The 24,762-nt window shown below is 59.9% G+C and carries 19 protein-coding genes; 4 read left to right on the top strand and 15 right to left on the bottom strand.

Annotation, left to right across the window (positions count from 1 at the left end; genetic code table 11):
• The first annotated feature begins 3 nt into the window (after nt 1-3).
• Both ABID16_RS15190 and ABID16_RS15185 read left to right on the top strand, forming a co-directional pair.
• Complete coding sequence (locus ABID16_RS15190) at nt 4-1,062, top strand: fused MFS/spermidine synthase (RefSeq protein ID WP_354557180.1); 1,059 nt, start codon at nt 4-6, stop codon at nt 1,060-1,062.
• Nucleotides 1,059-1,877 (top strand): hypothetical protein, encoded by an 819-nt coding sequence (locus tag ABID16_RS15185; protein ID WP_354557179.1) that lies wholly within the window; start codon nt 1,059-1,061, stop codon nt 1,875-1,877. Before ABID16_RS15190 ends, ABID16_RS15185 begins: the two co-directional genes overlap by 4 nt.
• A 175-nt stretch (nt 1,878-2,052) precedes the next feature.
• Here ABID16_RS15185 and serA read toward each other — a convergent pair whose 3' ends face one another.
• The 15 genes from serA to tolQ form a co-directional block, all read right to left on the bottom strand.
• Nucleotides 2,053-3,648: a phosphoglycerate dehydrogenase gene (gene serA, locus ABID16_RS15180; RefSeq protein WP_354557178.1), complete on the bottom strand. Its 1,596-nt coding sequence runs from the start codon at nt 3,646-3,648 to the stop codon at nt 2,053-2,055.
• A 76-nt stretch (nt 3,649-3,724) separates the two neighbouring features.
• Entirely contained in the window at nt 3,725-4,906 is a 1,182-nt protein-coding gene (locus ABID16_RS15175) for a phosphoserine transaminase (protein ID WP_354557177.1), read from the bottom strand.
• 192 nt (nt 4,907-5,098) lie between these two features.
• Nucleotides 5,099-5,932, bottom strand: a complete 834-nt coding sequence (locus tag ABID16_RS15170; RefSeq protein ID WP_354557176.1) for an outer membrane protein — start codon at nt 5,930-5,932, stop codon at nt 5,099-5,101.
• Between the two features lie 218 nt (nt 5,933-6,150).
• Nucleotides 6,151-7,827 carry a tannase/feruloyl esterase family alpha/beta hydrolase gene (locus tag ABID16_RS15165; protein WP_354557175.1) on the bottom strand — a complete coding sequence of 559 codons (1,677 nt, stop codon included), beginning with the start codon at nt 7,825-7,827 and terminating at the stop codon, nt 6,151-6,153.
• A gap of 97 nt (nt 7,828-7,924) precedes the next feature.
• Nucleotides 7,925-9,277 (bottom strand): phosphoglucosamine mutase, encoded by a 1,353-nt coding sequence (gene glmM, locus ABID16_RS15160; protein WP_354557174.1) that lies wholly within the window; start codon nt 9,275-9,277, stop codon nt 7,925-7,927.
• Nucleotides 9,278-9,517: 240 nt separating this feature from the next.
• Nucleotides 9,518-10,714, bottom strand: a complete 1,197-nt coding sequence (locus ABID16_RS15155; RefSeq protein WP_354557173.1) for an OmpP1/FadL family transporter — start codon at nt 10,712-10,714, stop codon at nt 9,518-9,520.
• A gap of 302 nt (nt 10,715-11,016) precedes the next feature.
• Nucleotides 11,017-12,945 carry an ATP-dependent zinc metalloprotease FtsH gene (gene ftsH, locus ABID16_RS15150; RefSeq protein WP_354557172.1) on the bottom strand — a complete coding sequence of 643 codons (1,929 nt, stop codon included), beginning with the start codon at nt 12,943-12,945 and terminating at the stop codon, nt 11,017-11,019.
• Nucleotides 12,946-13,135: 190 nt separating this feature from the next.
• Entirely contained in the window at nt 13,136-13,282 is a 147-nt protein-coding gene (locus ABID16_RS15145; RefSeq protein WP_354557171.1) for a hypothetical protein, read from the bottom strand.
• Between the two features lie 134 nt (nt 13,283-13,416).
• Nucleotides 13,417-14,751, bottom strand: a complete 1,335-nt coding sequence (gene tilS, locus ABID16_RS15140) for a tRNA lysidine(34) synthetase TilS (RefSeq protein WP_354557170.1) — start codon at nt 14,749-14,751, stop codon at nt 13,417-13,419.
• Nucleotides 14,736-15,992 carry a tol-pal system protein YbgF gene (gene ybgF / locus ABID16_RS15135; RefSeq protein WP_354557169.1) on the bottom strand — a complete coding sequence of 419 codons (1,257 nt, stop codon included), beginning with the start codon at nt 15,990-15,992 and terminating at the stop codon, nt 14,736-14,738. The genes tilS and ybgF overlap by 16 nt, the downstream gene beginning before the upstream one ends.
• A gap of 182 nt (nt 15,993-16,174) precedes the next feature.
• A complete protein-coding gene (gene pal / locus ABID16_RS15130; protein ID WP_354557168.1) occupies nt 16,175-16,720 on the bottom strand; it encodes a peptidoglycan-associated lipoprotein Pal in 546 nt (181 codons plus the stop codon).
• Between the two features lie 229 nt (nt 16,721-16,949).
• Complete coding sequence (tolB, locus tag ABID16_RS15125; RefSeq protein WP_354557167.1) at nt 16,950-18,254, bottom strand: Tol-Pal system beta propeller repeat protein TolB; 1,305 nt, start codon at nt 18,252-18,254, stop codon at nt 16,950-16,952.
• A gap of 43 nt (nt 18,255-18,297) precedes the next feature.
• Nucleotides 18,298-19,626 carry a cell envelope integrity TolA family protein gene (locus ABID16_RS15120; RefSeq protein ID WP_354557166.1) on the bottom strand — a complete coding sequence of 443 codons (1,329 nt, stop codon included), beginning with the start codon at nt 19,624-19,626 and terminating at the stop codon, nt 18,298-18,300.
• 9 nt (nt 19,627-19,635) lie between these two features.
• The gene (gene tolR / locus ABID16_RS15115) at nt 19,636-20,097 is read right to left on the bottom strand and encodes a protein TolR (protein ID WP_354557165.1); all 462 of its coding nucleotides are present in this window, start codon (nt 20,095-20,097) and stop codon (nt 19,636-19,638) included.
• A 104-nt stretch (nt 20,098-20,201) separates the two neighbouring features.
• Nucleotides 20,202-20,927 (bottom strand): protein TolQ, encoded by a 726-nt coding sequence (tolQ, locus tag ABID16_RS15110; RefSeq protein WP_354557164.1) that lies wholly within the window; start codon nt 20,925-20,927, stop codon nt 20,202-20,204.
• A 595-nt stretch (nt 20,928-21,522) separates the two neighbouring features.
• Between tolQ and ABID16_RS15105 the strand changes: the two genes are divergently transcribed.
• Nucleotides 21,523-23,613 (top strand): autotransporter outer membrane beta-barrel domain-containing protein, encoded by a 2,091-nt coding sequence (locus ABID16_RS15105; protein ID WP_354557163.1) that lies wholly within the window; start codon nt 21,523-21,525, stop codon nt 23,611-23,613.
• Nucleotides 23,614-23,688: 75 nt separating this feature from the next.
• Nucleotides 23,689-24,732: an NAD-dependent epimerase/dehydratase family protein gene (locus ABID16_RS15100; protein WP_354557162.1), complete on the top strand. Its 1,044-nt coding sequence runs from the start codon at nt 23,689-23,691 to the stop codon at nt 24,730-24,732.
• The last annotated feature ends 30 nt before the right edge of the window (nt 24,733-24,762 follow it).

Below are 24,762 nucleotides of genomic sequence, written 5' to 3'. Positions count from 1 at the left end.
TCTATGAGCAATTCCGACGAAAAAGCTCCAGATTACGCGAATTACATTCTACCAAAGGGGTTTTATTACGTACCCCCGGCGGCTTTCAGAAAGGAAGAGATGCCGGAGTCCTTTTTTCTGGACAAGGCCGATCCCTTCGATTTTTACCATTTCCGGATCACGAATATCTGCGCCGTTCAGCGCACGCCTTTCCAGACGGTCGCAATCGTCGATACGGCAAGCTTCGGTCGCGCTCTATTCGTTGACGGCGCAATACAGAGTGCCGCAGATGATGAGGCGCTCTACCATGAATTCCTGGTTCAGCCGGCCATGCTTTTGCACCCAAACCCAAAGGACGTGCTCATCATCGGAGGCGGTGAAGGCGCCACGCTGCGCGAAGTTCTCGCCCATCACACGGTCCGCTCGGCAACCATGGTGGACATCGATTTTCAAGCCGTCGAACTTTGCCGTGAGCACCTGATACGGTGGCACCGAGGCGCATTCGATGACCCGAGAGCCAAGTTGCGCTATGATGATGGTCGCCATTTCCTTGAAAACGACAGCAGCCTCTACGACGTGATCATTATCGATGTCGTCGATATGCTGGATAACGGTCCAGCCCAAAGCCTGTACACATTAGAGTTTTATCGCACAGTGAGGCAGAGTTTACGCCCCGGAGGAATATTGGCCGTTCAGGGGCTGGAATTTTCGCATCTGGACTATAAGCAGCACGCGGCTCTAGCACGAACAATCCGTCAGGTGTTCCCGGACGTCCACAGCTACCGTGCAGCCATTCCCTCATTTCTTTCAAGCTGGGGATTCCTGATAGCAGGGGAAGACATCGAGCCGACGCGGTTTACCGCGCAAGCACTGCAATCGCGGATCGAAACGCGACTGGGTGAGGAGTGGCTGGATCACCTCACCGGCGAGGTAATTTTGTCGGCCTTTGTTCTTTGCAGGGAGACCAAGATCATGCTCAGCCTGCCCGGCCCAATCCTTCGGGACGGTCTCGTCTTTGCGGATCCACCCGACGTAGACGAAGTCGATCCCTATTCGGCGATCTTCCCTGCGAGAAGTGCATGAGCACCGAGACGCCCAACCGACAGCAAGGCAATCCAGAGATTCGCTATGTCGGTGATACCGTTCTGCCCTTCAGCCAGCTCCGGAGCGCGTTCGATGGAGAAGTGACCCTGCCGCTGACGCATGCCGGTCATTTCAGGCCGCAAAGCCTCGCGGACGATCTGGACGGCAACAGAAACGATTGGAAGATCTACCTTTTCGAGAACGAAACCACCGTCAGCGCCTCCGATATCGATCTGTTAACGAGGCACCTTTCGGCGCTGCACCAGACGGATTTTGTTCTGGAAGTGCCAACCCGAATGGCTTCGGTGAAATTGATCGGAAACAGCGCCATCGTTTATGCTGCTTCTCAATCGATCCCGCCGACCATAGCAGGCGTCGCGGCCTTTTGGGAACTCAAGTCACAGCTTGCAGCCATTCGCGGCGGCATCGAGGCGCATTTGAGGGTACTCGACGAGGTGGGCGACCTTGTCAGTCCGCCGACGCACAAGAGCCTGAAGCGCTACGCCGAAATGAACGATCGCTATGTGGCGGCTAACCGGCTCCGTGGCAAGATCGTGTGGGTCAGCAGCCTGGTTCAACTGCCGCAATACATCGACGGGTCGCTGGCAAAGCGAATTTTCGGCGAACTCGTCCAGCAATCTGCGGCGACTACTGAGCTTGATGTATACGAGCAAAACGTGGAGCTCATAGAAGACAGACTTGAAATCATCACCGAGAGGCTGATCGAATTCAAACGGTTCCGGATCGAAATTCTGGCAGAGACGGCCATCGCAATTCTCATCTTTGCCGATTTGCTCGTCAGCCTGCTTTTGTAGAGCAATTTTATCGAAGCTCGAAACCGGCTTCGCATCCGGATTTTTGCAAGACCAAAAAGATAGGGCGCTTACGGGTCAAAAGTGCCGGTTGCAGGCAGGTATTGCCCAAAGCGGCGCGCCGCCCGAGTGGCATACTACACGGGCGGCGCGATAAAAGGCTATCAGCCGGCCAGTCTCAGTCGACGTTGAACGCCAGCGGCTTGGCCTGGCGGATCGCCGGGTGGGCGGTCAGCTTGGCCAGAACCTCGTCCTTGACCTTCTCGTCGACATAAAGGAGCGCAATGGCGTCGCCGCCCTGCTTGTCGCGGCCGAGCTGGAAGTTGGCGATGTTGACGCCGCCCTCGCCCAGCGTCGTGCCCATGTAGCCGATCATGCCGGGAACGTCGGTGTTGGCAATGTAGATCATGTTGGCGCCGACATCGGCGTCCATGTTGATGCCCTTGATCTGGATGAAGCGCGGCTTGCCGTCCGAGAAGACTGTGCCGGCAACAGAGCGCGTCTGCGTCTCGGTCGTCACTGTCAGCTTGATATAGCCGTCGTAGACGCCCGTCTTGTCACGCTTGACCTCGGAAACGATGATGCCCTTTTCCTTGACCATGATCGGAGCCGAAACCATGTTCACATCGGACACCTGCGAGCGGATGAGGCCGGCGAGAAGCGCGCTGGTCAGCGCCTTGGTGTTCATCGTGGCGGTAACGCCGTCGAATAGGATTTCGATTTCCTTGATCGGGCCTTCCGTGACCTGACCGACGAAGGCGCCGAGGCAATCGGCAAGCCGGATGAAGGGCTTGAGGATCGGCGCTTCTTCAGCGGTGATCGAGGGCATGTTGATCGCGTTGGAGACGGCACCCTTGACGAGGTAGTCCGACATCTGCTCGGCAACCTGCAGCGCGACGTTCTCCTGGGCTTCCGTGGTCGATGCGCCAAGATGCGGCGTGCAGACGACGTTGTCGAGGCCGAAGAGCGGGCTTTCGGTTGCGGGTTCGACTTCGAACACATCGAAACCGGCGCCAGCGACATGGCCGGACTTGATGGCTTCGGCAAGCGCTGCCTCGTCAACCAGACCGCCACGGGCGCAGTTGATGATGCGAACGCCGGGCTTCGTCTTGGCAAGTGCTTCCTTGTTGAGGATGCCGCGCGTCTTGTCCGTCATCGGCACATGCAGCGTGATGAAGTCGGCGCGGGCGAGCAGCTCGTCCAGCTCGACCTTCTCAACGCCCATTTCCTGCGCGCGCTCCTTCGAGAGGAAGGGGTCATAGGCAATCACGTTCATGCGCAGGCCAATGGCGCGCGAGCAAACGATGGAGCCGATATTGCCGGCGCCGATGACGCCGAGCGTCTTGCCGGTGATTTCGACACCCATGAACTTCGACTTCTCCCACTTGCCGGCCTGCGTGGAGGTGTCGGCGGCGGGAAGCTGGCGAGCGACGGCGAACATCAGCGCAATGGCATGTTCCGCGGTCGTGATCGAGTTGCCGAAGGGCGTATTCATCACGATGATACCGCGCTTGGACGCGGCCGGAATGTCAACGTTGTCGACGCCGATACCGGCGCGGCCGATGACCTTGAGATTGGTCGCAGCGGCGATCAGCTTTTCCGTCGCCTTGGTGGCCGAGCGGATGGCAAGACCATCATATTGCGGGATAAGCTCGAGGAGCTTTTCCTTGTCCTTGCCGAGCTTCGGCATGAAATCCACTTCAACGCCGCGATCACGGAAGATCTGGACGGCGGTTTCCGACAGTTCGTCAGATACGAGTACGCGAGGTGCCATGGTGAGGCCTCCTGAAAAGGGTTCATTCATTTTGAGGGAACGAGCCCCGCCTTCGTCAGGCAGGGCTAAAATCAGCTCAGGCAGCAGCTTTGGCGAGCGTTGCCTTCTGGGTCTGATAAGCCCAGGTCAGCCACGGCATCAGCGCCTGCATGTCGGCGGTCTCGATGGTCGCGCCAGCCCAGATGCGAAGACCGGACGGTGCATCGCGGTAAGCGCCGATATCATAGGCGACGCCTTCCTTGTCGAGAAGCGTCACGATGCCCTTGGCAAACGCGGCCTGCGCGTCGGCGTCGAGCGCCAGCACGTCCTTGTCGGCAATCGTCAGGCAGACAGACGTGTTGGAAGCCGTTGCCGGATCCTTGGCAAGGTTGGCGATCCAGTCGTTCGCCGCGACGAAGCCGGCAATGACCTTGGCGTTGGCGTCAGCGCGTGACATCAGGGCCTTCAGGCCGCCGAGCGACTTCGCCCACTTCAGCGCATCGATATAGTCCTCGACGCAGATCATGGATGGCGTGTTGATCGTCTCGCCCGTGAAGATGCCTTCGATCAGCTTACCGCCGGAAGTCATGCGGAAAATCTTCGGCAGCGGCCAGGCCGGAACGTAGGTCGTCAGACGCTCGACAGCGCGCGGCGAAAGGATGATCACGCCATGACCACCCTCACCGCCCAGAACCTTCTGCCAGGAGAAGGTGACGACATCGAGCTTGGCGAAATCGAGGTTCTGCGCAAAGGCGGCCGACGTCGCGTCGCAGATCGTCAGACCCTTGCGATCAGCCGGGATGAAGTCGGCGTTCGGAACGCGAACGCCCGAGGTCGTGCCGTTCCAGGTGAAGACGACGTCATGGTCGAAATTGATCTCGGCAAGGTTCGGCAGTTCGCCATAGGGCGCATCGATCTTGCGGGCGTCCTTGAGCTTCAGCTGCTTGACGACGTCTGTCACCCAGCCGGCGCCAAAGCTTTCCCAGGCGACCATGTCGACCGGGCGCTCGCCGAGCAGCGACCAGAGCGCCATTTCGACGGCGCCGGTGTCGGAAGCGGGCACGATACCGATGCGGTAGTCAGCCGGCACTTCGAGAATTTCGCGGGTGAGGTCGATGGCCTCTTTCAGCTTCGCCTTGCCAACCTTCGCACGGTGCGAACGGCCAACGGGAGCATCGGAAAGTGCATCGAGCGACCAACCGGGGCGCTTCGAGCAAGGGCCAGAAGAGAAATGAGTGTTTTGCGGGCGCAGGCCCGGCTTTGCGGCGGTATCAGCCATGTCGTCTATCCTTCCAGATAGTTGGCTCCTCGTTGGGGAGGAGTGTCCCGCCGCTGGAAATATGGGATTAGACTTTCACAGTCAAGCGCCACATGACGCAAACGACAAAATTTTTGCCGCGAAAGGAGAACCGGCGCGCAAACGCAAGAAAGCCCGCACAAGGCGGGCTTTCAGGATCAAATCGACAGGATCTTACTTGTAGACCGGCATCGGAGCCGGCGGAGCAGCAGCGACTTCGCCGCAACCGCCATTGCCGAACTGGTAGCGCAGACCGCCACGGACTTCATGGATATCGAAGCCGGAGTCGCGACCGGGGCCAACCTGGACGCCGGAGTTGAAGCTGATGCTGTTGAACATCGCGCCGCCGTTGATGTGGCGATAGCGATAGCCGACATCGGCCTTCAGGTTGCAGGTCAGATCAACGGATGCGCCGGCCATGAGGGCATAGGTAAAGCGCCAGCTGGACGTACCGCCATGAATGAAGGTGCCGTCGTCGTCCGAGTTCGACAGGACGTCCCAGTCAACATGCGACGCACCGATACCGCCGCCGACGTAAGGCGTTACGCTGCCATAGGTGCCGAGATCGACATAGGCGTTGGCCAGAAGGCTGAAGATCGAAACGTGCGAAATATCGCGCGAGCTGCACGGATTGCCGTTGCCGCAGAAGCCGTCCGTCGAACCGTTGAAGGTCGAACGCAACGTGTAGTCCAGCGTCACGTCGCTACGCAGATAATTGTTGAACTGGTAACCGGCACCGACGCCGAATGTCGCGCTGTTTTCCATGCTCGTACGGGCGAAAGTGTTGCCACCGTTAAAGCCGGTCTGCGCGTTGGTGATGGAGTAGTCCGCACCACGGATTTTCATGATGCTGTAAGACGCATCGCCGCGCAGATACCAGCCGCTGATCGAAGCGATCTGGACTTCTGCCGACGGAGCCTGAACGACATCGGGTTGGGGAAGATCTGCAGCATGGGCGCTTGCACCCAGCATCGCCGCAGCAATGGCACTCCACATCAGCTTTTTCATTTTCATCTCCGGAACTCGGTTGCGCCGGCGGCGTGCTTCGCCGTCAGACCCATGACCCCGGACTGTAGATTGCAATCGTTAAATTGAACTTAACCAAGAAAATTCACCATGCCGCTAAACCGCCGGTTAATGATAAATGCTTCGAATGGCTTATGAAAAAATCCCGCAGCCAGCAAAAAGCCGGCGTCAAGCCGGCTTCCGCATCTGTCTGGTCTCGCCTATTGGCAGGCGAAGCTGGCGGCATCCTCGGGATTCCCGCCTGTATATCGTGCAACCTGCGGATAGGGACAAAGTTTGCGCGTTCTGGACTGCGGCCAGCTGACTGGCACATCCTTGTTTTTCGGATTGAGCGACGCAGTCACATCAGCCGGCCTCTCGCCCTTTTCCACCCAGCCGACAAGCTTTTCGAACAGATCGAACTGGTCGGTCGCCGGGCCGCCTTCGCAATGGGTCATGCCCGGCACGGGATAGAGTTCCACGAACTTTCCGGCACCGCCGCCGTAGTTGGCAGAGAGCCGCTCGTACCAGTTGCGGGTGTCATTGAACGAGAAGACCGGATCGCCCAAACCGTGGAAGACGATCATCTTGTGACCGGCAGCCTCGAAATCGGAAAGCCTGGGGTTGTCCACATCCGTTGGCGCCATGAAACCCATAGCAGACTGGCGATAGGTTTCATCGGTGGCGAAAATCTTGGGCGCGTCCTTGTCAAAGTCGAAAGACAGTAGGAATTTCTCCAGCGATCCAGGATCGCCACCAACCTTGGTCGGAGGCGTCGTGAAGATCTGTGCGAGCGACCCCGCCCCCATGACGGCAATCAGTGGCATGTGATCCCACGGCGGAATAGGGCTTTCGACTTTCCAGAAGCGCCAGTTGCCTCCACCAATACCCGGATCCCAGGACCAGTCGGAATAAAGCTGTTGCCCTTTCGAGTTCTTCGGTCCGGCCAGCATCGTCTCCAGCGCCTTCACCTTTTCGGCAGGCAGGCAGGAGGAATTCTGGCCGGGCTGGCAAATCATATCCTGTGGTTTGAAGACCTTCTGGCAGGCGGCAGTGTCTGACACGATGCCATCTTCCAGACCGTCGAGCTTGTCGCAGCTGGCCAGGATGCGTTGCGCGACAATCTGCTGGTCCGCCACCGTGAGCGCCTTGCGGACATCACCATTGATCGCATGCAACTGCTGAATATCGAGAGCGTGTTGCAGGGCCGCCTTGGGCAGATCGAAGCCCGGCGCGCCAGCCAGTATGCCATCATAATCCTTGCCGAGGCGCGATGCGGCCACGAAGCCGTGGCGGCCGCCATTGGAACAGCCGACACCATACGAATATTCAGGCCCCGAACCGTAATAAGCCTTGATGAAAGACTTTGCCATCGGCGTAAGAAACTCGACAGCCTTGTAGCCGTAGAACTCGCGCGCCTCGGGGTCGAGGCCGAACATGTTGCTGCCGGCAAGCCCGGCATCTGGATTGGCTTTGCCATCATGCCCGGCATCCGATGACAGGACAGCGAACCCCCGGGCAAGCGCGCTCTTCTGCGTGCTTGCGGCCACTGGCAACCCCATGGCCGGCACGACGACACCGTCGTTCCCGCCATTGAACTGGTGAACGAACCGGCCATTCCAGTCGTCCGGCAAGCGGAATTCGAAATGGATGGAATACGGCTTTCCGTCAGCCCCGGTTCTTTCTGCCGTCACGCCCTTGACGAGGCAGTGCGCGATCGGGCTGTCAGCGCCCACAGGCTTCGAAACTGCCGAAAGGATCTTGATATCCTTGAGGCCAAGCGCCTCGCCCGTCAGTCCTTCGCAGGCAAGCTTTTGAGCCGCATGCGCACCTCCCGTCAACGCGACGGACATCAGGCATGCTGATGCCAGCAGCCCGTATTTCAAACGTCCCATCATGGCTTCCTCCCAGATCCAACAGAACGGGAGTAAGGTTAGATGTGCCCTGGCAAGCCGTCAATGATGATTATGCATCATAACAATATGCGGTGCAAAGTTAGGCTGCGTTTGAGGCTCCGGCAATCACGCCCGTCAGGTCATTGACGATCTGCTCGATCTGGCCCCGGTCATCGCCTTCCGCCATCACGCGGATCAGCGGTTCCGTGCCGGAGGGCCGGATCACCAGACGCCCGTTCTTCTTCAGATCGGACTCGGCAGCAGCAATCGCTTCCTTGACGGTCTTGTTTTCAAGCGGAGAGCCACCCGAATAGCGCACGTTCTTCAACAACTGCGGCACCGGCTCGAATCGACGGCAAACCTCGCTCACCGTTTTGCCGGTGCGCTTCACGCAGGCCAGAACCTGCAAAGCCGCCACGAGGCCATCGCCGGTCGTGCCGAAATCGGAAAGCACCATGTGACCGGACTGTTCGCCACCCACATTGAAGCCAAAGCTGCGCATGTGTTCGACCACATAACGATCACCAACCTTGGTGCGCGCCAGCGTCAGGCCGCGCGACATCAGGAAACGCTCGAGCCCGAGATTCGACATGATGGTCGCCACGATGCCGCCGCCGCGCAGGAGACCGTCACTGGCCCAGGTCTCCCCGATCAGCGCCATCAACTGGTCGCCGTCGATTTCATTTCCCTTTTCATCGATGATGATGACACGGTCGGCGTCGCCATCCAGCGCGATACCGATATCGGCGCGCACCTCGTGGACTTTTTGCGCCAGCGCTTCCGGGTGCGTGGAACCACAGTTGAGATTGATGTTCGTGCCGTTGGGCTCGACGCCGATGGTGACGACTTCGGCACCGAGCTCCCAAAGAACCGCGGGAGCAACCTTGTAAGCCGCGCCATTGGCGCAGTCGATGGCGATCCGCAGACCGCTCAATGTCACATCGCGCGGCAGGGTGCGCTTGGCATGCTCGATATAGCGGTCATAAACGCCATCGATACGCTTCGCGCGACCGATATCGTCGGGCGCTGCAAAATGCGGGGACAGATCCTGATCGAGCATAGCCTCGATCTCTTTCTCAATCTCGTCCGAAAGCTTGTAACCGTCAGGCCCGAAAAGCTTGATGCCGTTGTCCTGATAGGGATTGTGCGAGGCGGAGATCATCACGCCGACATCCGCACGCAGCGACCGGGTCAGCATCGCAACAGCAGGCGTCGGAATGGGCCCGAGGATGAAGGCATCGACGCCCGCGGCGGCGAAGCCAGCCACCATGGCATATTCCAGCATGTAGCCGGAGAGACGCGTGTCCTTGCCGATGACAACCCGATGGCGATGGCCACCATTGCGGAAGATCTTGCCCGCTGCCATGCCGACCTTCATGGCGATTTCTGCCGTCATCGGCGCACGATTGGCCTGCCCGCGAATACCGTCCGTGCCGAAATAGCGCTTCTTCATGTGTCGCCCACCCCATCTTGCCGGCCCCGAAGGCCCGTTTCTTGCTGGTCCTTATTGAGCCTCTCGCCCCGCTGCAAGAGGATGCGCGCAGGCGGAAGCCGGATTTTCCGGTGTCATTGCCATAAAATTCAATAAAAGCCTCATCAAATTCGGAAACGCAGCAAAATATCCTGTTATGAAAACGAAAAAGCCCCGCGGTTACCCGCAGGGCTCTTCAATCAAGTCAACAAGTCCGAGAGATCAGAACTTGATGTTGTAGGACGCACCGAGCGCATAGGCCCAGCTGCCCGGCGACGTGGCGTTGTAGCTAGCACCCCTTGCGGTCGATTGGCTGCCGGCCGTGAGGTAGCTTATCCCAGCACCAACCTTCAGCACACCCGGACCGGCATTGATGAGAGCGCCTGCACCAAACGTCCAGGTATCCGTTTGGATGTCCGCACCCGTGCCAACGCCCTGATCCCAAGTGACGTTCAAAGTACCGGAAATCGTGTCGTTAAACTTGTGACCAACCCCACCCTGAATGGTCCAGCCATCCTTCCAGTAGTACTTATCCGATTTGGGCGTCGCGCCGACGGTATAATTCAGGGTCTGCAACACGCTCCAGTTCGTCCACTCGACCGACCCGTATACCAGCCAGTCAGGCGCAATGCCCGACTGAACGTAGAGCTTGATCGACTGCGGAAGCGTGCCGCTACCAGCCGCTGCAGCACGCGCGATCCCACCATTGCCACGCTGAGCAATTGCGGAGAAATCGAAGCTGCCCGTCGCATTATGCTTGACTTGCGAACGATACATCAGCGACGCGCGCAAAGCATATTCCGGAATTTCATAAGCGGCGCCGACGCGGTAACCGACGGTGCCGTTATCCTTGAAAGACAACGTTCCGCCTGGGGTCTGAGCCGTGTAAGAAAAGTCTTCCAGGAAAAGACCGCCAAGAACGTGGAACTTGCCAGTGCCTGCGTCAAACTTAAGGTCACAAGTCGCGCCGTACTCGTTACTGGTGAAGCCCTTGGAGGATGTCGGGTTTGCAGTAGCACGCGCGACAGCAAGCGAGGTACCGCCAGCCACAGCTGCGGCGATATAGTTAGTGGCTTCGGCAGTCTGCGCCTGCGTGCCGTAGGTTGCGCTGCCGCCAAACGACTGGGTATAGGTCAGCGCGCATCCAAACATGTCGGTCGGGCGTGCAGCAACAGCAACGCTCGGGATCCAGTAATCGTCGGTGAATTTACCGTCCGTGCCCTTTGCACCCGAAATCGTATCATAGCTGCGCTGCGGCGACACGTAGATGAAGCCCGCATCGATATTCGCCGTACCCGGCTCGAAAAGAATGTCGGTATTTGCATCGCCGCGCGAGAAGCCGCCTGCGAATGCCGAGCTTGTGCAAAGAACAGCAGCGAGTGCCGAAACAAGGCCAAGTTTGAAACTGTTAACGATCATGAGATCCTCCCGTCTATGAGGGGAGAATACCGCGCCTGTTGATGGCTGCAACCACCATTTGGCCGCCTGCCCCATTTGTATCACAAAAAAATCTTACGTAAGCCATGATTGAAGGGGGTGAAGACGGCAGCAAGAAGGCAAAATATTCCTATTTTCCTCGAAAAATACTCACTTAATGGAATTATTTTCTGTCATGCGCCCTCGCTGTTGCAGTTTTACGACGCCGTCTCAATATGAAATTGCGGTAATAAAAAAGCCTGCACCGTCTCCGGGGCAGGCTTTTTCTCAGCTATTCCACTTGCCTATTGCGGCTGCGGTTCAAGGCCTTCGTCCGGCTTGGACTTCGATTCGTTTCGCGCGCCCGTGGAAGGAACGGCCGAACCGCGGCTGGGCGGCGTATCGTCGCCAAGGTCGCGTGAGGGCTTCTCGCCCTTCAGCAGCTGCTTGATTTCGTCGCCCGTCAGCGTTTCGTATTCAAGCAGACCTTCGGCGCATGCCACGAAGCCGTCGTGATACTCGGTGAGAATCCGCTTGGCATCGGTATAGGCCTCGTCGATCAGACGGCGAACTTCGCTGTCGATCTTCTGGGCCGTCGTCTCGGAGACGTTTTTGGACTGCGAGACTGAATGACCAAGGAACACTTCCTGCTGGTTCTCGCCATAAGCAACCTGTCCGAGTTCGTCGGAGAAGCCCCATTGCGTGACCATGGCGCGGGCAAGCTTGGTGGCCTGCTCGATATCCGAGGATGCGCCAGAGGTGATGTTCTCCTTGCCGAAGGTGATTTCTTCCGCCACGCGTCCACCCATCATGATGGCGAGGCGCGAGATCATCCACTTGTAGCTCATCGAATAGCGGTCGCCTTCCGGCAACTGCATAACCATGCCGAGTGCACGGCCGCGCGGAATGATCGTTGCCTTGTGAACCGGATCTGCGACCGGCACATGCATGGCGACGATGGCGTGTCCGGCTTCGTGATAGGCCGTCAGCTTCTTCTCTGCTTCGGTCATGGCGGACGAGCGGCGTTCCGCGCCCATCATGATCTTGTCCTTGGCGTCTTCGAATTCCTGCATCGTGACCAGACGCTTGTTGCGCCGTGCGGCCATGAGAGCGGCTTCGTTGACGAGGTTCATCAGATCGGCGCCCGAGAAGCCGGGGGTGCCGCGCGCCAGAACCTTGAGATCGACATTCGGCGCCAGCGGCACGTTGCGGACGTGAACCTTGAGGATACGTTCGCGGCCGACAATATCCGGGTTCGGCACGACGACCTGACGGTCGAAACGGCCGGGACGCAGGAGCGCCGGGTCGAGAACGTCCGGACGGTTGGTCGCGGCGATCAGGATGATGCCTTCATTGGCTTCAAACCCGTCCATTTCGACGAGCAGCTGGTTGAGCGTCTGTTCGCGCTCATCGTTACCGCCGCCGAGACCGGCACCGCGATGGCGCCCGACAGCGTCGATTTCGTCGATGAAGATGATGCACGGTGCATTCTTCTTCGCCTGTTCAAACATGTCGCGGACACGGCTTGCGCCGACACCGACGAACATTTCCACGAAGTCAGAACCGGAAATCGTGAAGAAAGGCACATTGGCTTCGCCCGCAACCGAGCGCGCCAGCAGCGTCTTGCCCGTGCCCGGAGGGCCAACGAGCAGGACACCGCGCGGAATGCGTCCGCCCAGACGCTGAAACTTCTGCGGATCGCGCAGGAATTCCACGATTTCTTCCAGATCCTGCTTGGCCTCATCGACACCGGCCACATCGTCAAACGTCACGCGGCCATGCGCTTCGGTCAGAAGCTTGGCCTTGGACTTGCCGAAGCCCATCGCACCACGCGAACCACCCTGCATCTGCCGCATGAAGAACAGCCAGACGCCAAGGATCAGGATCATCGGAAGCAGCGTGCCGAGATAGGAGAGGAAGCTCGAAGACCCGTCTGTTTCCGGACGCACGGTCACGACCGTGTTCTTGGCCTGCAGGCGGTCGACGAGACTATCGTCAATGCCGGGCGCATAGGTCTGGAAAGTCGCCCCGTTCTCCGTATAGGAGCCGGTGATACGATGACCGGTGATCACCACATCGCGAATGCGCGATGCATCGGCATCGTGCAGGAACTGCGAATAGGGAATCTCGCGCGAACCTGTCTGCGCGGGCGCCGACTGAAACATCGTGAACAGCGCGATCAGCAGCAGCGCTATGATTGCCCAAAGGGCGAAATTACGTAAATTAGGGTTCATCGAACTCCCCGGTCATGTGTCGCAACGGCTGAAACCGCTGTTATTCTGGGCCTTAACATAGGTCCCGCGTATGGCCTTGCCAAGGCAAGAAGACAATGCTTCGTGTCAAATAGTATACGAAAAGCTCAAATCGGCGGATCGGGAGTTCTGGCGAGCGACGTTTGACGACCGGGCGCAGGTCACGGGCCACTCATGAAGCGGCGTGCAGGCCCGGCAGCGAAGGCGTTAGACCCACCTCTTTTGCACCCTGTCGCGCCATTTCATCGCGGAACAGATAAAAGAGTGCAACGGCAAGCAGCAGCGCGACGATCCAGAGCGCCATTGATTTTACCCGCATCGTCGAACTCCATACCATGACGAAAGCCCATGGCGATCCACCGCGGATCGGCTCCAGGTTTCGAACGCTACCAATCGGACAGCAACTTCAAGAGCAGGCAAGGTCGAGAGAGTTCGAACATCGCCTGATCTCCATTACAGCTGAATCGGAGACGTTTCGAGCCCGCGCGCCATAAAATCGGGGAAAACCGGGCGCCCGGTCAGCTGACATAAGGCGTCTGCCAGCGACCGATCGAAGCTGGAAAGAACAGTTTCGAAGAGGGCTAGATAGGGAGAAACTTCCAGGCCAGCGATACCGGAAGAAGAGATTGCCGCACAATCGGGTTGTGTCGCAAGCGCCCGCTGCGCAATCCGCGGCGGCACGCCCTCGACGATCTTGGACGCCACATGCGGGTCGCAGACGACAGGAGAGCCTGGAATTGCAGCCACCCGGAAACGGCCATCCCAAATAGCACTTTCGCCGGCCTGTATTTTCAAGGTCGGCAGATTGCGCCGGTCGCGACCGATGAAGAGCACATCCCTCCTCCGCTCCACAACCGTGCGTCCCACCGATAGGGCAGCGTTCGAACCCGGTAGGCCAGCTAGGGCGTGCAGCCGTTCAAGCTGCTCCTCGCTAGGAAGGTGCGCCTGTCCGCCCGCCAGGGCAATCAGCGTCGCGAGCGCCAGCGCAAAGGCCGCCTTGTCACCGTTCCGCGGGGGCAGATCGAGAGAAAACAGCATCGGCAGCGGCATGCGGGCGTGCTCAAGGAGGTAGCTGGCGGCAGCACCAGCCAGAGCCGTGCGCCTACGCGCAGCGGCCAGGACCTCGGCAGCACCGTGGACAAAACGGCCTGCCTGTCGCACACGCACCCGCTCGTATTTCGGGTTCTCGTTGCTGGGATCGTCGAACCAACGGATTTCTTTCTCGATGAGATAGCGGCGGATGTCCGCCCGCAGCACGCTCAAAAACGGCCGATGGACAGCAAGCGTCCCGAAAAACAGTGCCGCCGGCGCAATGCCGGCAAGCCCGCGCAAACTGGTCTCGCTGCGCAGGCGGCGCATCTCCACCGTCTCCAGCTGGTCGTCCAGCGTGTGCGCTGTCACCAGGCAGCCCGCACCGAGCCGCTGACACCCCTCCGCAAGCAGTCCGTAGCGCGCCTGCCGCGCTGCGGCACTGACGCCGGTTGCCGGTTTGACTTCGGTCCACGGCATGATGAGGTGCGGGATATGCCGCAGGCGGCAGAATTCCGCCATCGCCAGCGCCTCATCCGGAGATTCACTCCGAAGCCCGTGATCGACAGTGATCGCTGCAATCCGGATATCCCGCGCAACCTGCGAAGCCACTTCGATGAGAGCAACAAGCAGCCCCACCGAATCGCCGCCGCCGGAAAGCGCGACCGCCACCGTTGCGCCGCCAGGCTGGCCATCGAGGTAGCGCCGGGCCGCCTCCTGCGGCGAAATGGTCGGAAATTCGCTCAGCCCGCCGGGCATGAAAGGCGCGACTGCTCGGAGGCGACCTTGGTGATCACGGCCTTCGACGCCTTGGGATAGCGCTTCGGAATTTCACGGAATGTCGCGCAGGCCGTGTCCTTGTTGTCCAGCGCCGCCAGCGACATCCCGAGCTTCAGCAGGATATCGGGCGCCTTGGGCGACTGGCCGTAGGTCTTGAAGGCATTGAGGAATGTCTTGGCGGAATCGTTGTAATGGCCTTGCGAATACTGCGCTTCACCCATCCAGAAAGACGCATCCGCCGCCTTCTGGCTGCCGGGAAACGTGTCGAGATAGGATTTGAACCCCTTTTCGGCTTCCGAGTAGTTGCCGCTCAGAATGGATTGATAGGCCTGCTGATAACTTTGGTCAGCGGTAGGCGCAGCACTCGTGGCGGCGGCCTTCGGCGTGATAGAGGCCTGCTCCATCGGCTTGGAAGCTGCAGCCGGCGCAGTCGCAGTGGCGGCAGCGGGCGCGGTTGCCGCGGCCGGCTTCGATGCACCCTGCACAGGCGGCAAAGCAGGCTTCACGCCCGGCAGCGTGTCAGCGGAATTGTCAGCCGGATTGCGCGTCGTTTCGACAATCCTGCCGTCACCATTGAAAATCAGACTGCCGAGCGTGCCGGGCTTCATGTTCGCCATCTCGTTCGGCGCATTGGCCGCCGGCTGTGCGGCCTGAGCGCCTGCCGGGGCGGCAGTCTGGTTTGCAATGGTCGGATCGGCTGCGGGTGCAGTGTCGCCGGCAACGGGAATACCTGCCGTATCACCCACGCTGTCCTCACCGATTTGCGTGGATGGGAGTGCAGCTGCCTGCTCGACCGTCTTTGGCTGGTCGATAGTTGCGGCCGGGGTTGATGCAGACGCTGCAGACGGCGTGGAGGCGGCCGCAGCGGCCGCCTCCTTGTTGGGTTGCGAGCCAGCCGGCGTCTCAAGTTCGGTCTTCTTGCCGGCAGGTTTCTTCTCAAGCTGCTGGAAGCGGAACTCGTTGTCTTCCTGGGTCTTGCGCAGCTGCTCCTGCATCTGCAGGACCTGAAAATTCATGTCCTCGATGCGCCCGGTCAGCTGCCGGACAGTCTCCTGCAATTGCTGGATCTGCACCTCGGCATTCGAAGCCTGAACGTTGATTGCTGCCGACGGCTGCGGTGCGGGCCGCCCCTGCAGCCAATTCCCAAGCGTCCCGGCGTGAGCACCCCCTGCCCCCGCAAGGACAGCAGCCATCACGCCAGCCAAAACCAGTCTTTTCATCATCACCTCAAATGATTCGCGGCCAAACGATTCGCAGATTGTACGCTCAACATGCCGCCAACATCGCCGATTGCGGACAAAAAGCAATGAAACTCTGGCCAAACTAAGGAGAAAAACCCCTTCAACAAAAAGGGCGACCCGAAGGCCGCCCTCTATACTCAATAGACCTTTCGGCCACCGCCTTAGCTGCCTGCACCACCGAGAACGGTGACGGCGCGACGGTTCTGCGACCAGCAGGAGATGTCGTCGCAGGTCGCGACCGGACGTTCCTTGCCGTAGGAGATCGTCTTCATGCGGGCCGCCGGAACGCCGCGCGATACGAGATAGTCGCGCGTTGCGTTGGCGCGGCGGGCACCGAGCGCGAGGTTGTATTCGCGCGTGCCGCGTTCGTCGGCATGGCCTTCGACGGTGATCTTGTAGTTCGGATACTTGGCAAGCCACTGGGCCTGACGATCGAGCGTCTGCTGAGCGTCGGCGCGGATCTGCGTGGAGTCCGTGTCGAAGAAGATGCGGTCGCCGACATTGACCGTGAAGTCCTGGGAGGAACCGGGTGTTGCATTGGCGCCGTTCACGCCATTCGCGCCAAGGCCGAGTTCGTTGGCATTGTTCGGAAGGCCCTTCTTGGAGGCGCAGCCCGCGAGCGAAAGCGCCATGAAGGTAGCAATGATGACGGGATTGCGCGCCAGCTTCTGCATGCCGTGAGCGCTCAGGCTAGAAATGTGGCTCATCGCCAGTCTCCTTGGGATATTTCAATCGAGGTTGCCGGAACGTAACATTCTTCAGTTAACCGGTGTTCAACGATTATGGTTAACAAAGCGTTAAAAGAGCCTCAAAGCCTTGCTTTTCAGGAGATTGAGGCGAGAACGTGGCGTCGTCCGGACTTGACCAGAGGCGCCCTGGAATCACAAGGGCCGCGCAAATTTCTCGGCGCGGCCCCTGAAGTCTTGTCATTCGAACTCAATCGAGAAGCGGCGACCACGCCGGGTCGGATGCGAAAGCCGGCGTCGGGATCTGCTGTTCGTTGTAGCCGGACAGGTCGATCGAATAGAGACGCGGACCGGCCTCGCCGGCATTCTGCCGGAAGAACATGATCACGCGGCCGTTCGGGGCCCAGGTCGGACCTTCGTTGTGGAAGTTCGTCGTCAGGATGCGCTCCTGCGACCCGTCCGGCTTCATCACGCCGATGGAGAACTTGCCACCCGCCTGCTTGGTGAAGGCGATCAGATCGTTGCGCGGCGACCAGACCGGCGTGGAATAGGAACCGTCACCATGCGAGATGCGCGTCTGGCCCGAACCGTCGGAGTTCATGACATAGATCTGCTGGCTGCCGCCTCGATCGCTTTCAAACGTCACCCGCTTGCCATCCGGCGAATAGGAGGGCGAGGTGTCGATGGCGGCCGTGGACGTCAGACGCGTCGTCGTGCGCGAACGCAGGTCCATGGTGAAGATGTTGGCGTTGCCGCCCTCTTCGAGACTCATGATCACGCGCTGGCCATCTGGCGAGAAGCGCGGCGAGAAGGTCATGCCGGGGAAATTGCCGACCACTTCGCGCTGCCCGGTTTCCAGCTGCAGCAGGTAAACCCGCGGCTGGTTGCCTTCGAACGACATGTAGGTGATTTCCTGATGGTTGGGCGAAAAGCGCGGCGTCAGGACGATGTCGTTCGAGTTGGTGATCGAGCGAACGTTGAAGCCGTCCTGGTCCATGATCGCGAGCTGGCGCTTGCGGGCATTCTTCGGACCGCTTTCCGAGACGAAGACGACGCGCGTGTCGAAATAGCCCTTCTCGCCCGTGATCTTCTCGTAGATCGCATCGGCAATGATATGAGCGACACGGCGGTAGTTTTCCGGCTGCGTGAAATATTGCTGGCCGATTATCTGCTGGCCGGCAAAGACATCCCAGAGGCGGAACTCGGCGCGGAGGCGACCATCGGCTTCCTTGACGACTTGGCCCGTGACCAGAGCCTGCGCGTTGATCGTGCGCCAGTCCTGGAAGCGCGGGGCAGCACTCGGATTGGTGATCTTCTCGATGAAGGCCTTGCTGTCGATCGGCGCGAAGAGGCCCGAGCGCTTCAGATCGGCGGCCACCACGTCGGAGACCTGCTTGCCGACGCCGTCTTTCGCGAGAAAGTCGGTGATGGCGATCGGCAGGGGCGTGACGTTGCCCTTGTTAATATTGAGTTCGACGGTCGCGCGGGCCGGACTGGCCGCGAACGCAACCAGCGCCCCCATCATGAACAATGTCCGGATTATCATGCTTTTCATCGTGTCTCTCGCTCTCAAACGGTCGAGGCCGGGTTAAGTTCGGTTACATGAAGTCGCTTGGATCGAAATTCACGATCACATCGCTCCACGTGTCGTATTTGTCAGCCGGTAGACTGGTAAATGGGGCGGATTTCAGGATGGCACGCTTGGCGCTCGCGGCCAGGACGTCCTTCGAGCTGCCGTCACCCCCCGTCACCGTTACCTGCGGATCGCCCACGATCTCGCCGCTGCGGTCGAGATGGAAGGACACGCGAATGCGGATGTTCTGCGCATCCATCATGCCCGGAATGACGTTCCAGTTATTCTGGATCACACCCTTCAGCGCATCGAGTTCGCTCTGTGACAGTTTGCCCGCGCCCGTCGTCTTCTTGCCGCCAAGCGAGGCTTCCTGGTTGGAGCGCTTCGCTCCGCCGCCGGCTGCGTCTTCCTTGTTGAGAAGGGCAGACACTTCGTCAGCCAGCTTGTCGCTATCGCGGGAGGAAGCGGATTTCGCCGTTTCCTTCTTTTCCTTGTCCTTGCCGGTCTTCGAATCGGAGCTTGCCGACTTGGTATCGGACTTGGTCTGGTTCTTCGCATCCGTCTTCGCGTCCGACTTGGAATCGGACTTCGCATCGGTCTTGGTGTCGGGCTTGGTGTCCGGACGCGGCTTCGGCTCGACCTTGGCTTCCTTCTGCTCGGGCTTCGGCTTGTCTTCCGGCTTCGGCTTGTCGGCCGGCGTCGGCTCCTTCTTCGCCTCTTCCTTCGGCTTGTCCGGCGTCGGCTTCTTCGTCGGCACGGGCAGCGCATCGGGCGACGGCGAATCGTCGGCCTTCTCGGGCTGTTCCTGCGTCTTCGGCTCGGGCTTGGGTTCCGGCTTCGGGGGCGTCGGTTCGGGCTTCGGCGGCGTCGGCTCCGGCTTCGGTTCCGGTTTCGGCGGGGTCGGTTCAGGCTTTGGCGGCGTGGGTTCCGGCTTGGGAGTCGGCACGGCTGTCGAGGGCGAAGGCGCGGCCGTCTGCTCCTTCTGGATTTCCTTGACGTTGTTCGTCTGGGTGTCCTTGGCGGCTTCCGACGGCTTCGGCGCGGCGGCCACTTCCGTGTTCTGCGGGCGCTGAGACGGCGTCGGCGTGCTCTTCAGGTCAATATTATTCTCGCCGGCATTCTCGGCATTATCGACCTTGTCCTGACGCTTCGTGGCCTTCGGCGACGACTTCTCCTTCAGCGGTGCGGTCTTCTCGCCCTGCTGGATATTGGTGAACTGTTCGATCGGGACGATATCGACGGGCAGCGATTCCGTCGGCTGCACTTCGAGCGGCGGCGGCGAACCCAACGAGACAAGCGCGATCGCCAGAACGACCGCGTGTATCAACGCCGATGTGACAACACTGCCCCTCATCGTTTTCGCTTACTTGTCCTGCTTCTGGGCCGTGACCAGGCCGATATTCTTGTAGCCGGCCGCCGAAATGGCAGCCATGACCTGCATGACCGTGCCGTAGCCGGCATTCATGTCGCCGCGCACGAAGATGCGTTCCTCGTAACCGGTCTTCGAAATCGCCTGCAGCTTGGGGATCAGTTCGTCGATCTGGATCACCGTTTCCTGCAGATAGATCGCGCCGTCCTTGTTCACCGAAATGGTGATCGGCTGCGTTTCTGCGTTCATTTCCTTGGCCTTGGTCTGCGGCAGGTCGACCGGAACGCCGACCGTCATCAAGGGTGCGGCCACCATGAAGATGATGAGCAGCACGAGCATGACGTCGACCATCGGCGTGACGTTGATCTCGGCGATCGGGCCACCCTTGCCGCCCCTGCGACGGCTGCCTCTGCGTCCGCCACCGCCGCCCTTGCCTGAGCTGACTGCCATACCCATCGGAAAACTCCTTCAGCAATTCCAGCAAAACATTGAGTGGGTTTTGCGTCGGAAATTGCGATATTCTTAGCGTTCGAACCGGCCGCTTTGAGCGACCGCGTTAGTTACTGCGCGGCCTGACCCGGACGAGAAGACTGGAGCTTCTCGTCGATCTGGCGCGACAGGATGGCCGAGAACTCGTCGGCAAAACCTTCCATGCGGGACGTCAGCTTGCCGGCATCGCCCGACAGCTTGTTATAGGCGATGACGGCCGGGATAGCGGCAACGAGACCGATGGCCGTTGCCAGAAGCGCTTCCGCGATACCCGGCGCAACAACCGCGAGGTTCGTCGTCTTGGAGCCGGCAATCGACTGGAACGAGGTCATGATACCGACAACCGTTCCAAAGAGGCCGACGAAGGGTGCTGCCGAACCGATGGTGGCGAGCGAACCGAGGCGACCCTCGAGATATTCGGATTCACGCGAAAGGGTGACGTCCATGGCGCGGTCGATACGCATCTGCAGGCCGATCGGCGAGCGGGCCCCGCGCTCGAAGGACTTCTTCCATTCGCGCATGGCGGCAACGAAGATCGCGCTCATGCCGGCGGCGGGACGCTCCGAAAGGCTGCGGTAAAGCTCTTCCAGCGACTGGCCCGACCAGAAGACCTGCTCGAAATTGTCAAGCTGCTTGCGGATCTTGCGGAAGGTCACGGCCTTGTCGATGACGATGGCCCAGGTCCAGACGGAAGCCGAGAGGAGGCCGAGCATGACCAGCTTCACGACGATGCCTGCCTGCATGAAGAGAGACCAGAGGCTGACCTCGCTCACTGCGCCCAAAGCTGCCTGTTCCATGTTCTAGCGTCCTTCGAATCCAAACGCCCGGCTTTGGACCGGGCGGCGAAAAAATCTGTCTCAATATGCCGGCAGCAACCGCTCTTCGCTCTTAGCGCCCATACTCGACTAGCCTCTTTACTGCCAAATTTGGTTAAAGGAAGGCGTGGCTTGCGCGGCATTCGATCGATTTCATCAAGACACCATTATGGTTAAGACTTGGTTATGAAATACCGATGCAGCGCAGCATTTTGCCGGGGAAGAGCCGGATCTCCTAAAATGGCACCCTCATTTCATGCCGGCCGTTTAACGCTGCCGGAGAACTGCAACGCGTATACCAAGGATCATTGATATTAACACTTTCGAAACAAAAAACTTTCTTCTGTTCGGCGGCAGTTCCTTGACTGGCCCGATACTCCGTGGCAAATCATACACATATTCGACTTTATGTATCAATTTGAAATATGAACCATCCGAGGCCGTCAGTTTTAAGGCCCGGCCGCCAATTTTGAATTCTCGAGTTGGCGCATTGTTATTTTAGAGGCAACAAATGAATATCTATTGCAGAAAGTACTTTGCCGCCCTGGTGTCGGCACCCTCTCGCACGAGCGTGATTTTGACGGCTCTCACCCTATCGGCAAGCGCGCTCACGGTGGATGAAGCTGCAGCGGCCTGCGCAGCAAATGGCGCCAATCAGACCTGTACAAACAACACGGCAACCAATGCCGGTGCAAACGTTGCGATCACGGATACCGGCTTCCTCACGCTGACCAACACCGCAACACTGACCAGCGCGAGCGGAAACACGACCATTACCGCAGCCGGCACAAACATCACCAATTCATCGACGATCTCGAACACCAGCGGAGGCGGCGACGCAATCGACATTGGCGTCAACGGTGCCGGGGGAGCGAGTGTGGTGTTTAACAGTGGCGCTATTACAGCGCTCACCGGTGGCAACGGTTCTGGCATTCTGACGGGCGGCAATGCGGCAAACGTTTCCGTGACCAACCAGGCGTCGGGGACAATCAGCGGCGGTTACGGCATCAACCATCAATCGGCTAACCTGCTCTCGATTACCAATTTCGGGCAGATCACAGGCGCGACAAACGGCCTGTTCATGAATTCGGGCGGCGGCGCGGCGACTATCAACAACAGCGGCACGATCCGGGCTACGAATGCCGAGGCGATCAACAATACCAGCGGGCAGTTGACCGTCACCAACAACACGGGCGGCCTGATCGCCGGTGCCACGCTCGGGATCAGCGCCGCTACCGGCGCTATCATCTCCAACTACGGCACAATTTCAGGCGGCACATCCGCCGTTTTCCTCAACGCCGGCAACAGCACGTTCAACATCTACAATGGCTCCGTCTTCACCAACGGCATCGACTACAACAACACGGCCGGCAACACGACGAACTTCTACACGGGCAGCTACACGCTCGCCGTGAAGAACTACGTCCTCGGGACCAACACCATCAATTTGCGTGGCACGGGCAAGCAGTTGATCACGTCAGGGCTCAGCGGCGCAGGCACCGGCAACATCGTTGTGGTGGACAACAGCCCCAACACGGCAGTCGTAACCGCAGCCCCCGTCGCGGCAAACTACGCATCGTCTGTCATTAACGACGTGCTGAGTACAACGCCTTCAACCCTCGCCGACATCGTGGGCACGACCGATTTGGGTACCGGTGACACCGTGTCGAACGAAGCAACTTCGGGCTCCACGACATCGTCGGGCGCACAAGCCTTCTTCCCCGACCGCAAGTCGCAGAAGACAAGCCGCGCCCGTGCTGCCTTCGCCAATGTCGTGGCCTCTTCCGCCGCCACCGGCGCGAGCGACGCCCTCTTGAAGGGCGCGGGCCAGGCCTATGACCGCTTCGGCAATTTCGTCTGGTCGCGCAGCTTTGGCGGCGCCCATTTCCAGGACCCCTTCGGCACGACGAACGGTCAGCGCACCTATGCCGGCGGCACGATGCTCGGCTACGAGCGTCGCGAAGACAACTGGCGTCTCGGCGGCTTCTTCGGGCTGGCGCGCATGCGCACCAACCAGGCGCTGTCGCTTGACCATGTGACGACGGACACAGTATTCGGAGGTGGCTACGGCCGCTATTCCTTCGGCGCGTTCAATCTGGATGGCACGTTCTCGGCCGGCAGCCTCGATGCGACCACACGCCGCTACATCAACAATGGCGCGGAAGTCGCAACCGGCAGAGTGCGCGGCTATTTCTTGGCGCCGGAAGTCGCACTCGGCTACAACATGCCCATCGGCGACGGGCTGACCTTCACGCCGACGGGCCGCCTGCGCTACACCGGCTCCTTCCTTGATGGCTATACGGAAACCGGCTCGACCCAGAATGTCACCTACGGCAAAAGCGTCTCGCAGCAGTTCGAAGAGCGCGCAGAGTTCCGCGTTAGGAAGGCCTTTGTCGATCAGCGCGGTCTTCCGGGCAATGTCTACGTACAGGTGGCGGCCATTGCGGCGCAGCGTGTTGGTCCGGCGGGCTTCTCGGCCAATCTGGCGGGCAACAGCTTTACGGTAGGCAGCGGCTTCGCACGCTCCAAGGTCGGCGGATCGGTCGGCCTGGGCTTCAACTACAAGCTCACGCAGCAACTCGACCTTTTCGGCAGCGTCGACGCGACGGCCTTCACGGACAAGTCCTACTCGCTCGCCGCCCGCGCAGGGCTGAAGGTCGCATTCTGATCCATCGCGCTCCTGCCTCGCGTCAGTTCCTTTCGCTATTCAAAGTGCAAAGGAAATGATGCGGGGCGGATACGGATGCATATTCTCATCACCGGCAATCAGGGCTTCATCGGCCCGGTTCTGACACGGCTGGCGCGCGAGGCAGGACACCGGACCACCGGGCTCGATATCGGCTATTTCAAGACCTGCGTTTCGCCGCTGACGCCCGACATCCTCCCCGACCGGCAGATTGTCCGCGACGTCCGAGATGTTAGGGAAGAAGACCTGGAAGGCGTCGACGCCGTCATCCATCTGGCCGGCCTCTCCAACGACCCGATGGGCGCGCTGAACCCCGACCTCACCTATGACATCAATCTGGAAGCCACCGCCCGGCTCGGCGAACTGGCGCGCGACGCCGGCGTCTCCCGCTTCATCTTCGCCTCTTCCTGCTCGATCTACGGCGCCGCGGGGAACGAGGGCGCACTGGACGAGACCGCCGCCTTCAACCCGGTTTCCGCCTATGCCATTTCCAAGGTCCGCTCCGAGGAACGGCTCTCAGCGCTGGCGACAGACAGTTTCTCCCCCGTCTTCATGCGCAATGCCACCGCCTATGGCGTCAGCCCGCGCACCCGCTTCGACCTCGTCGTCAACAACCTCTCCGGCTGGGCGCATACTGCTGGTATCATCAAGGTCATGTCGGACGGCACGCCATGGCGGCCACTCGTCCATATCGAGGACATTTCCCGCGCCGCCCTTGCCGCCGCCACCGCGCCGCGCGAAGCGATCCACAATCAGGCCTTCAATGTCGGCCGCAATGACGCCAACTATCAGGTGCGCGACATTGCGCAGGCCGTAAAGGCCGCCTTTCCCGCCGCCAATCTCGAAATTACCGGCGAAACCGGCGGCGACCCGCGCTCCTACAAGGTCGATTTCACCAAGGCGCTGACAGCGCTTCCGGGTTTTGCCCCGCAATGGACGCTGGAAAAGGGCGTCGAGGAAATCGCCCGCTTCCTGAAAGATAATGGCCTCAGCGACGGCACCTTCGACAACCGCCTCTTTATCCGCTTGAAACAACTGAAATACGGACTGGACACCGGCGCTCTGGACGCTAGCCTGAGACGGACCGAAAGGCCGCTGTAACAACATCAAGAACATGCGGCTCAGGCATGG

It is taken from the genome of Limnomicrobium aquaticum, assembly GCF_040545545.1.
Classification (GTDB): domain Bacteria; phylum Pseudomonadota; class Alphaproteobacteria; order Rhizobiales; family Rhizobiaceae; genus Ensifer_A; species Ensifer_A aquaticum.
This window is presented reverse-complemented; position numbering and strand designations above follow the sequence as displayed.

Coding starts and splice junctions, on each gene's coding strand:
- ABID16_RS15190 (WP_354557180.1), top strand. CDS start 4: ATGAGCAATTCCGACGAAAAAGCTCCAGATTACGCGAATTACATTCTA.
- ABID16_RS15185 (WP_354557179.1), top strand. CDS start 1,059: ATGAGCACCGAGACGCCCAACCGACAGCAAGGCAATCCAGAGATTCGC.
- serA (WP_354557178.1), bottom strand. CDS start 3,648: ATGGCACCTCGCGTACTCGTATCTGACGAACTGTCGGAAACCGCCGTC.
- ABID16_RS15175 (WP_354557177.1), bottom strand. CDS start 4,906: ATGGCTGATACCGCCGCAAAGCCGGGCCTGCGCCCGCAAAACACTCAT.
- ABID16_RS15170 (WP_354557176.1), bottom strand. CDS start 5,932: ATGAAAAAGCTGATGTGGAGTGCCATTGCTGCGGCGATGCTGGGTGCA.
- ABID16_RS15165 (WP_354557175.1), bottom strand. CDS start 7,827: ATGATGGGACGTTTGAAATACGGGCTGCTGGCATCAGCATGCCTGATG.
- glmM (WP_354557174.1), bottom strand. CDS start 9,277: ATGAAGAAGCGCTATTTCGGCACGGACGGTATTCGCGGGCAGGCCAAT.
- ABID16_RS15155 (WP_354557173.1), bottom strand. CDS start 10,714: ATGATCGTTAACAGTTTCAAACTTGGCCTTGTTTCGGCACTCGCTGCT.
- ftsH (WP_354557172.1), bottom strand. CDS start 12,945: ATGAACCCTAATTTACGTAATTTCGCCCTTTGGGCAATCATAGCGCTG.
- ABID16_RS15145 (WP_354557171.1), bottom strand. CDS start 13,282: ATGCGGGTAAAATCAATGGCGCTCTGGATCGTCGCGCTGCTGCTTGCC.
- tilS (WP_354557170.1), bottom strand. CDS start 14,751: ATGCCCGGCGGGCTGAGCGAATTTCCGACCATTTCGCCGCAGGAGGCG.
- ybgF (WP_354557169.1), bottom strand. CDS start 15,992: ATGAAAAGACTGGTTTTGGCTGGCGTGATGGCTGCTGTCCTTGCGGGG.
- pal (WP_354557168.1), bottom strand. CDS start 16,720: ATGAGCCACATTTCTAGCCTGAGCGCTCACGGCATGCAGAAGCTGGCG.
- tolB (WP_354557167.1), bottom strand. CDS start 18,254: ATGAAAAGCATGATAATCCGGACATTGTTCATGATGGGGGCGCTGGTT.
- ABID16_RS15120 (WP_354557166.1), bottom strand. CDS start 19,626: ATGAGGGGCAGTGTTGTCACATCGGCGTTGATACACGCGGTCGTTCTG.
- tolR (WP_354557165.1), bottom strand. CDS start 20,097: ATGGGTATGGCAGTCAGCTCAGGCAAGGGCGGCGGTGGCGGACGCAGA.
- tolQ (WP_354557164.1), bottom strand. CDS start 20,927: ATGGAACAGGCAGCTTTGGGCGCAGTGAGCGAGGTCAGCCTCTGGTCT.
- ABID16_RS15100 (WP_354557162.1), top strand. CDS start 23,689: ATGCATATTCTCATCACCGGCAATCAGGGCTTCATCGGCCCGGTTCTG.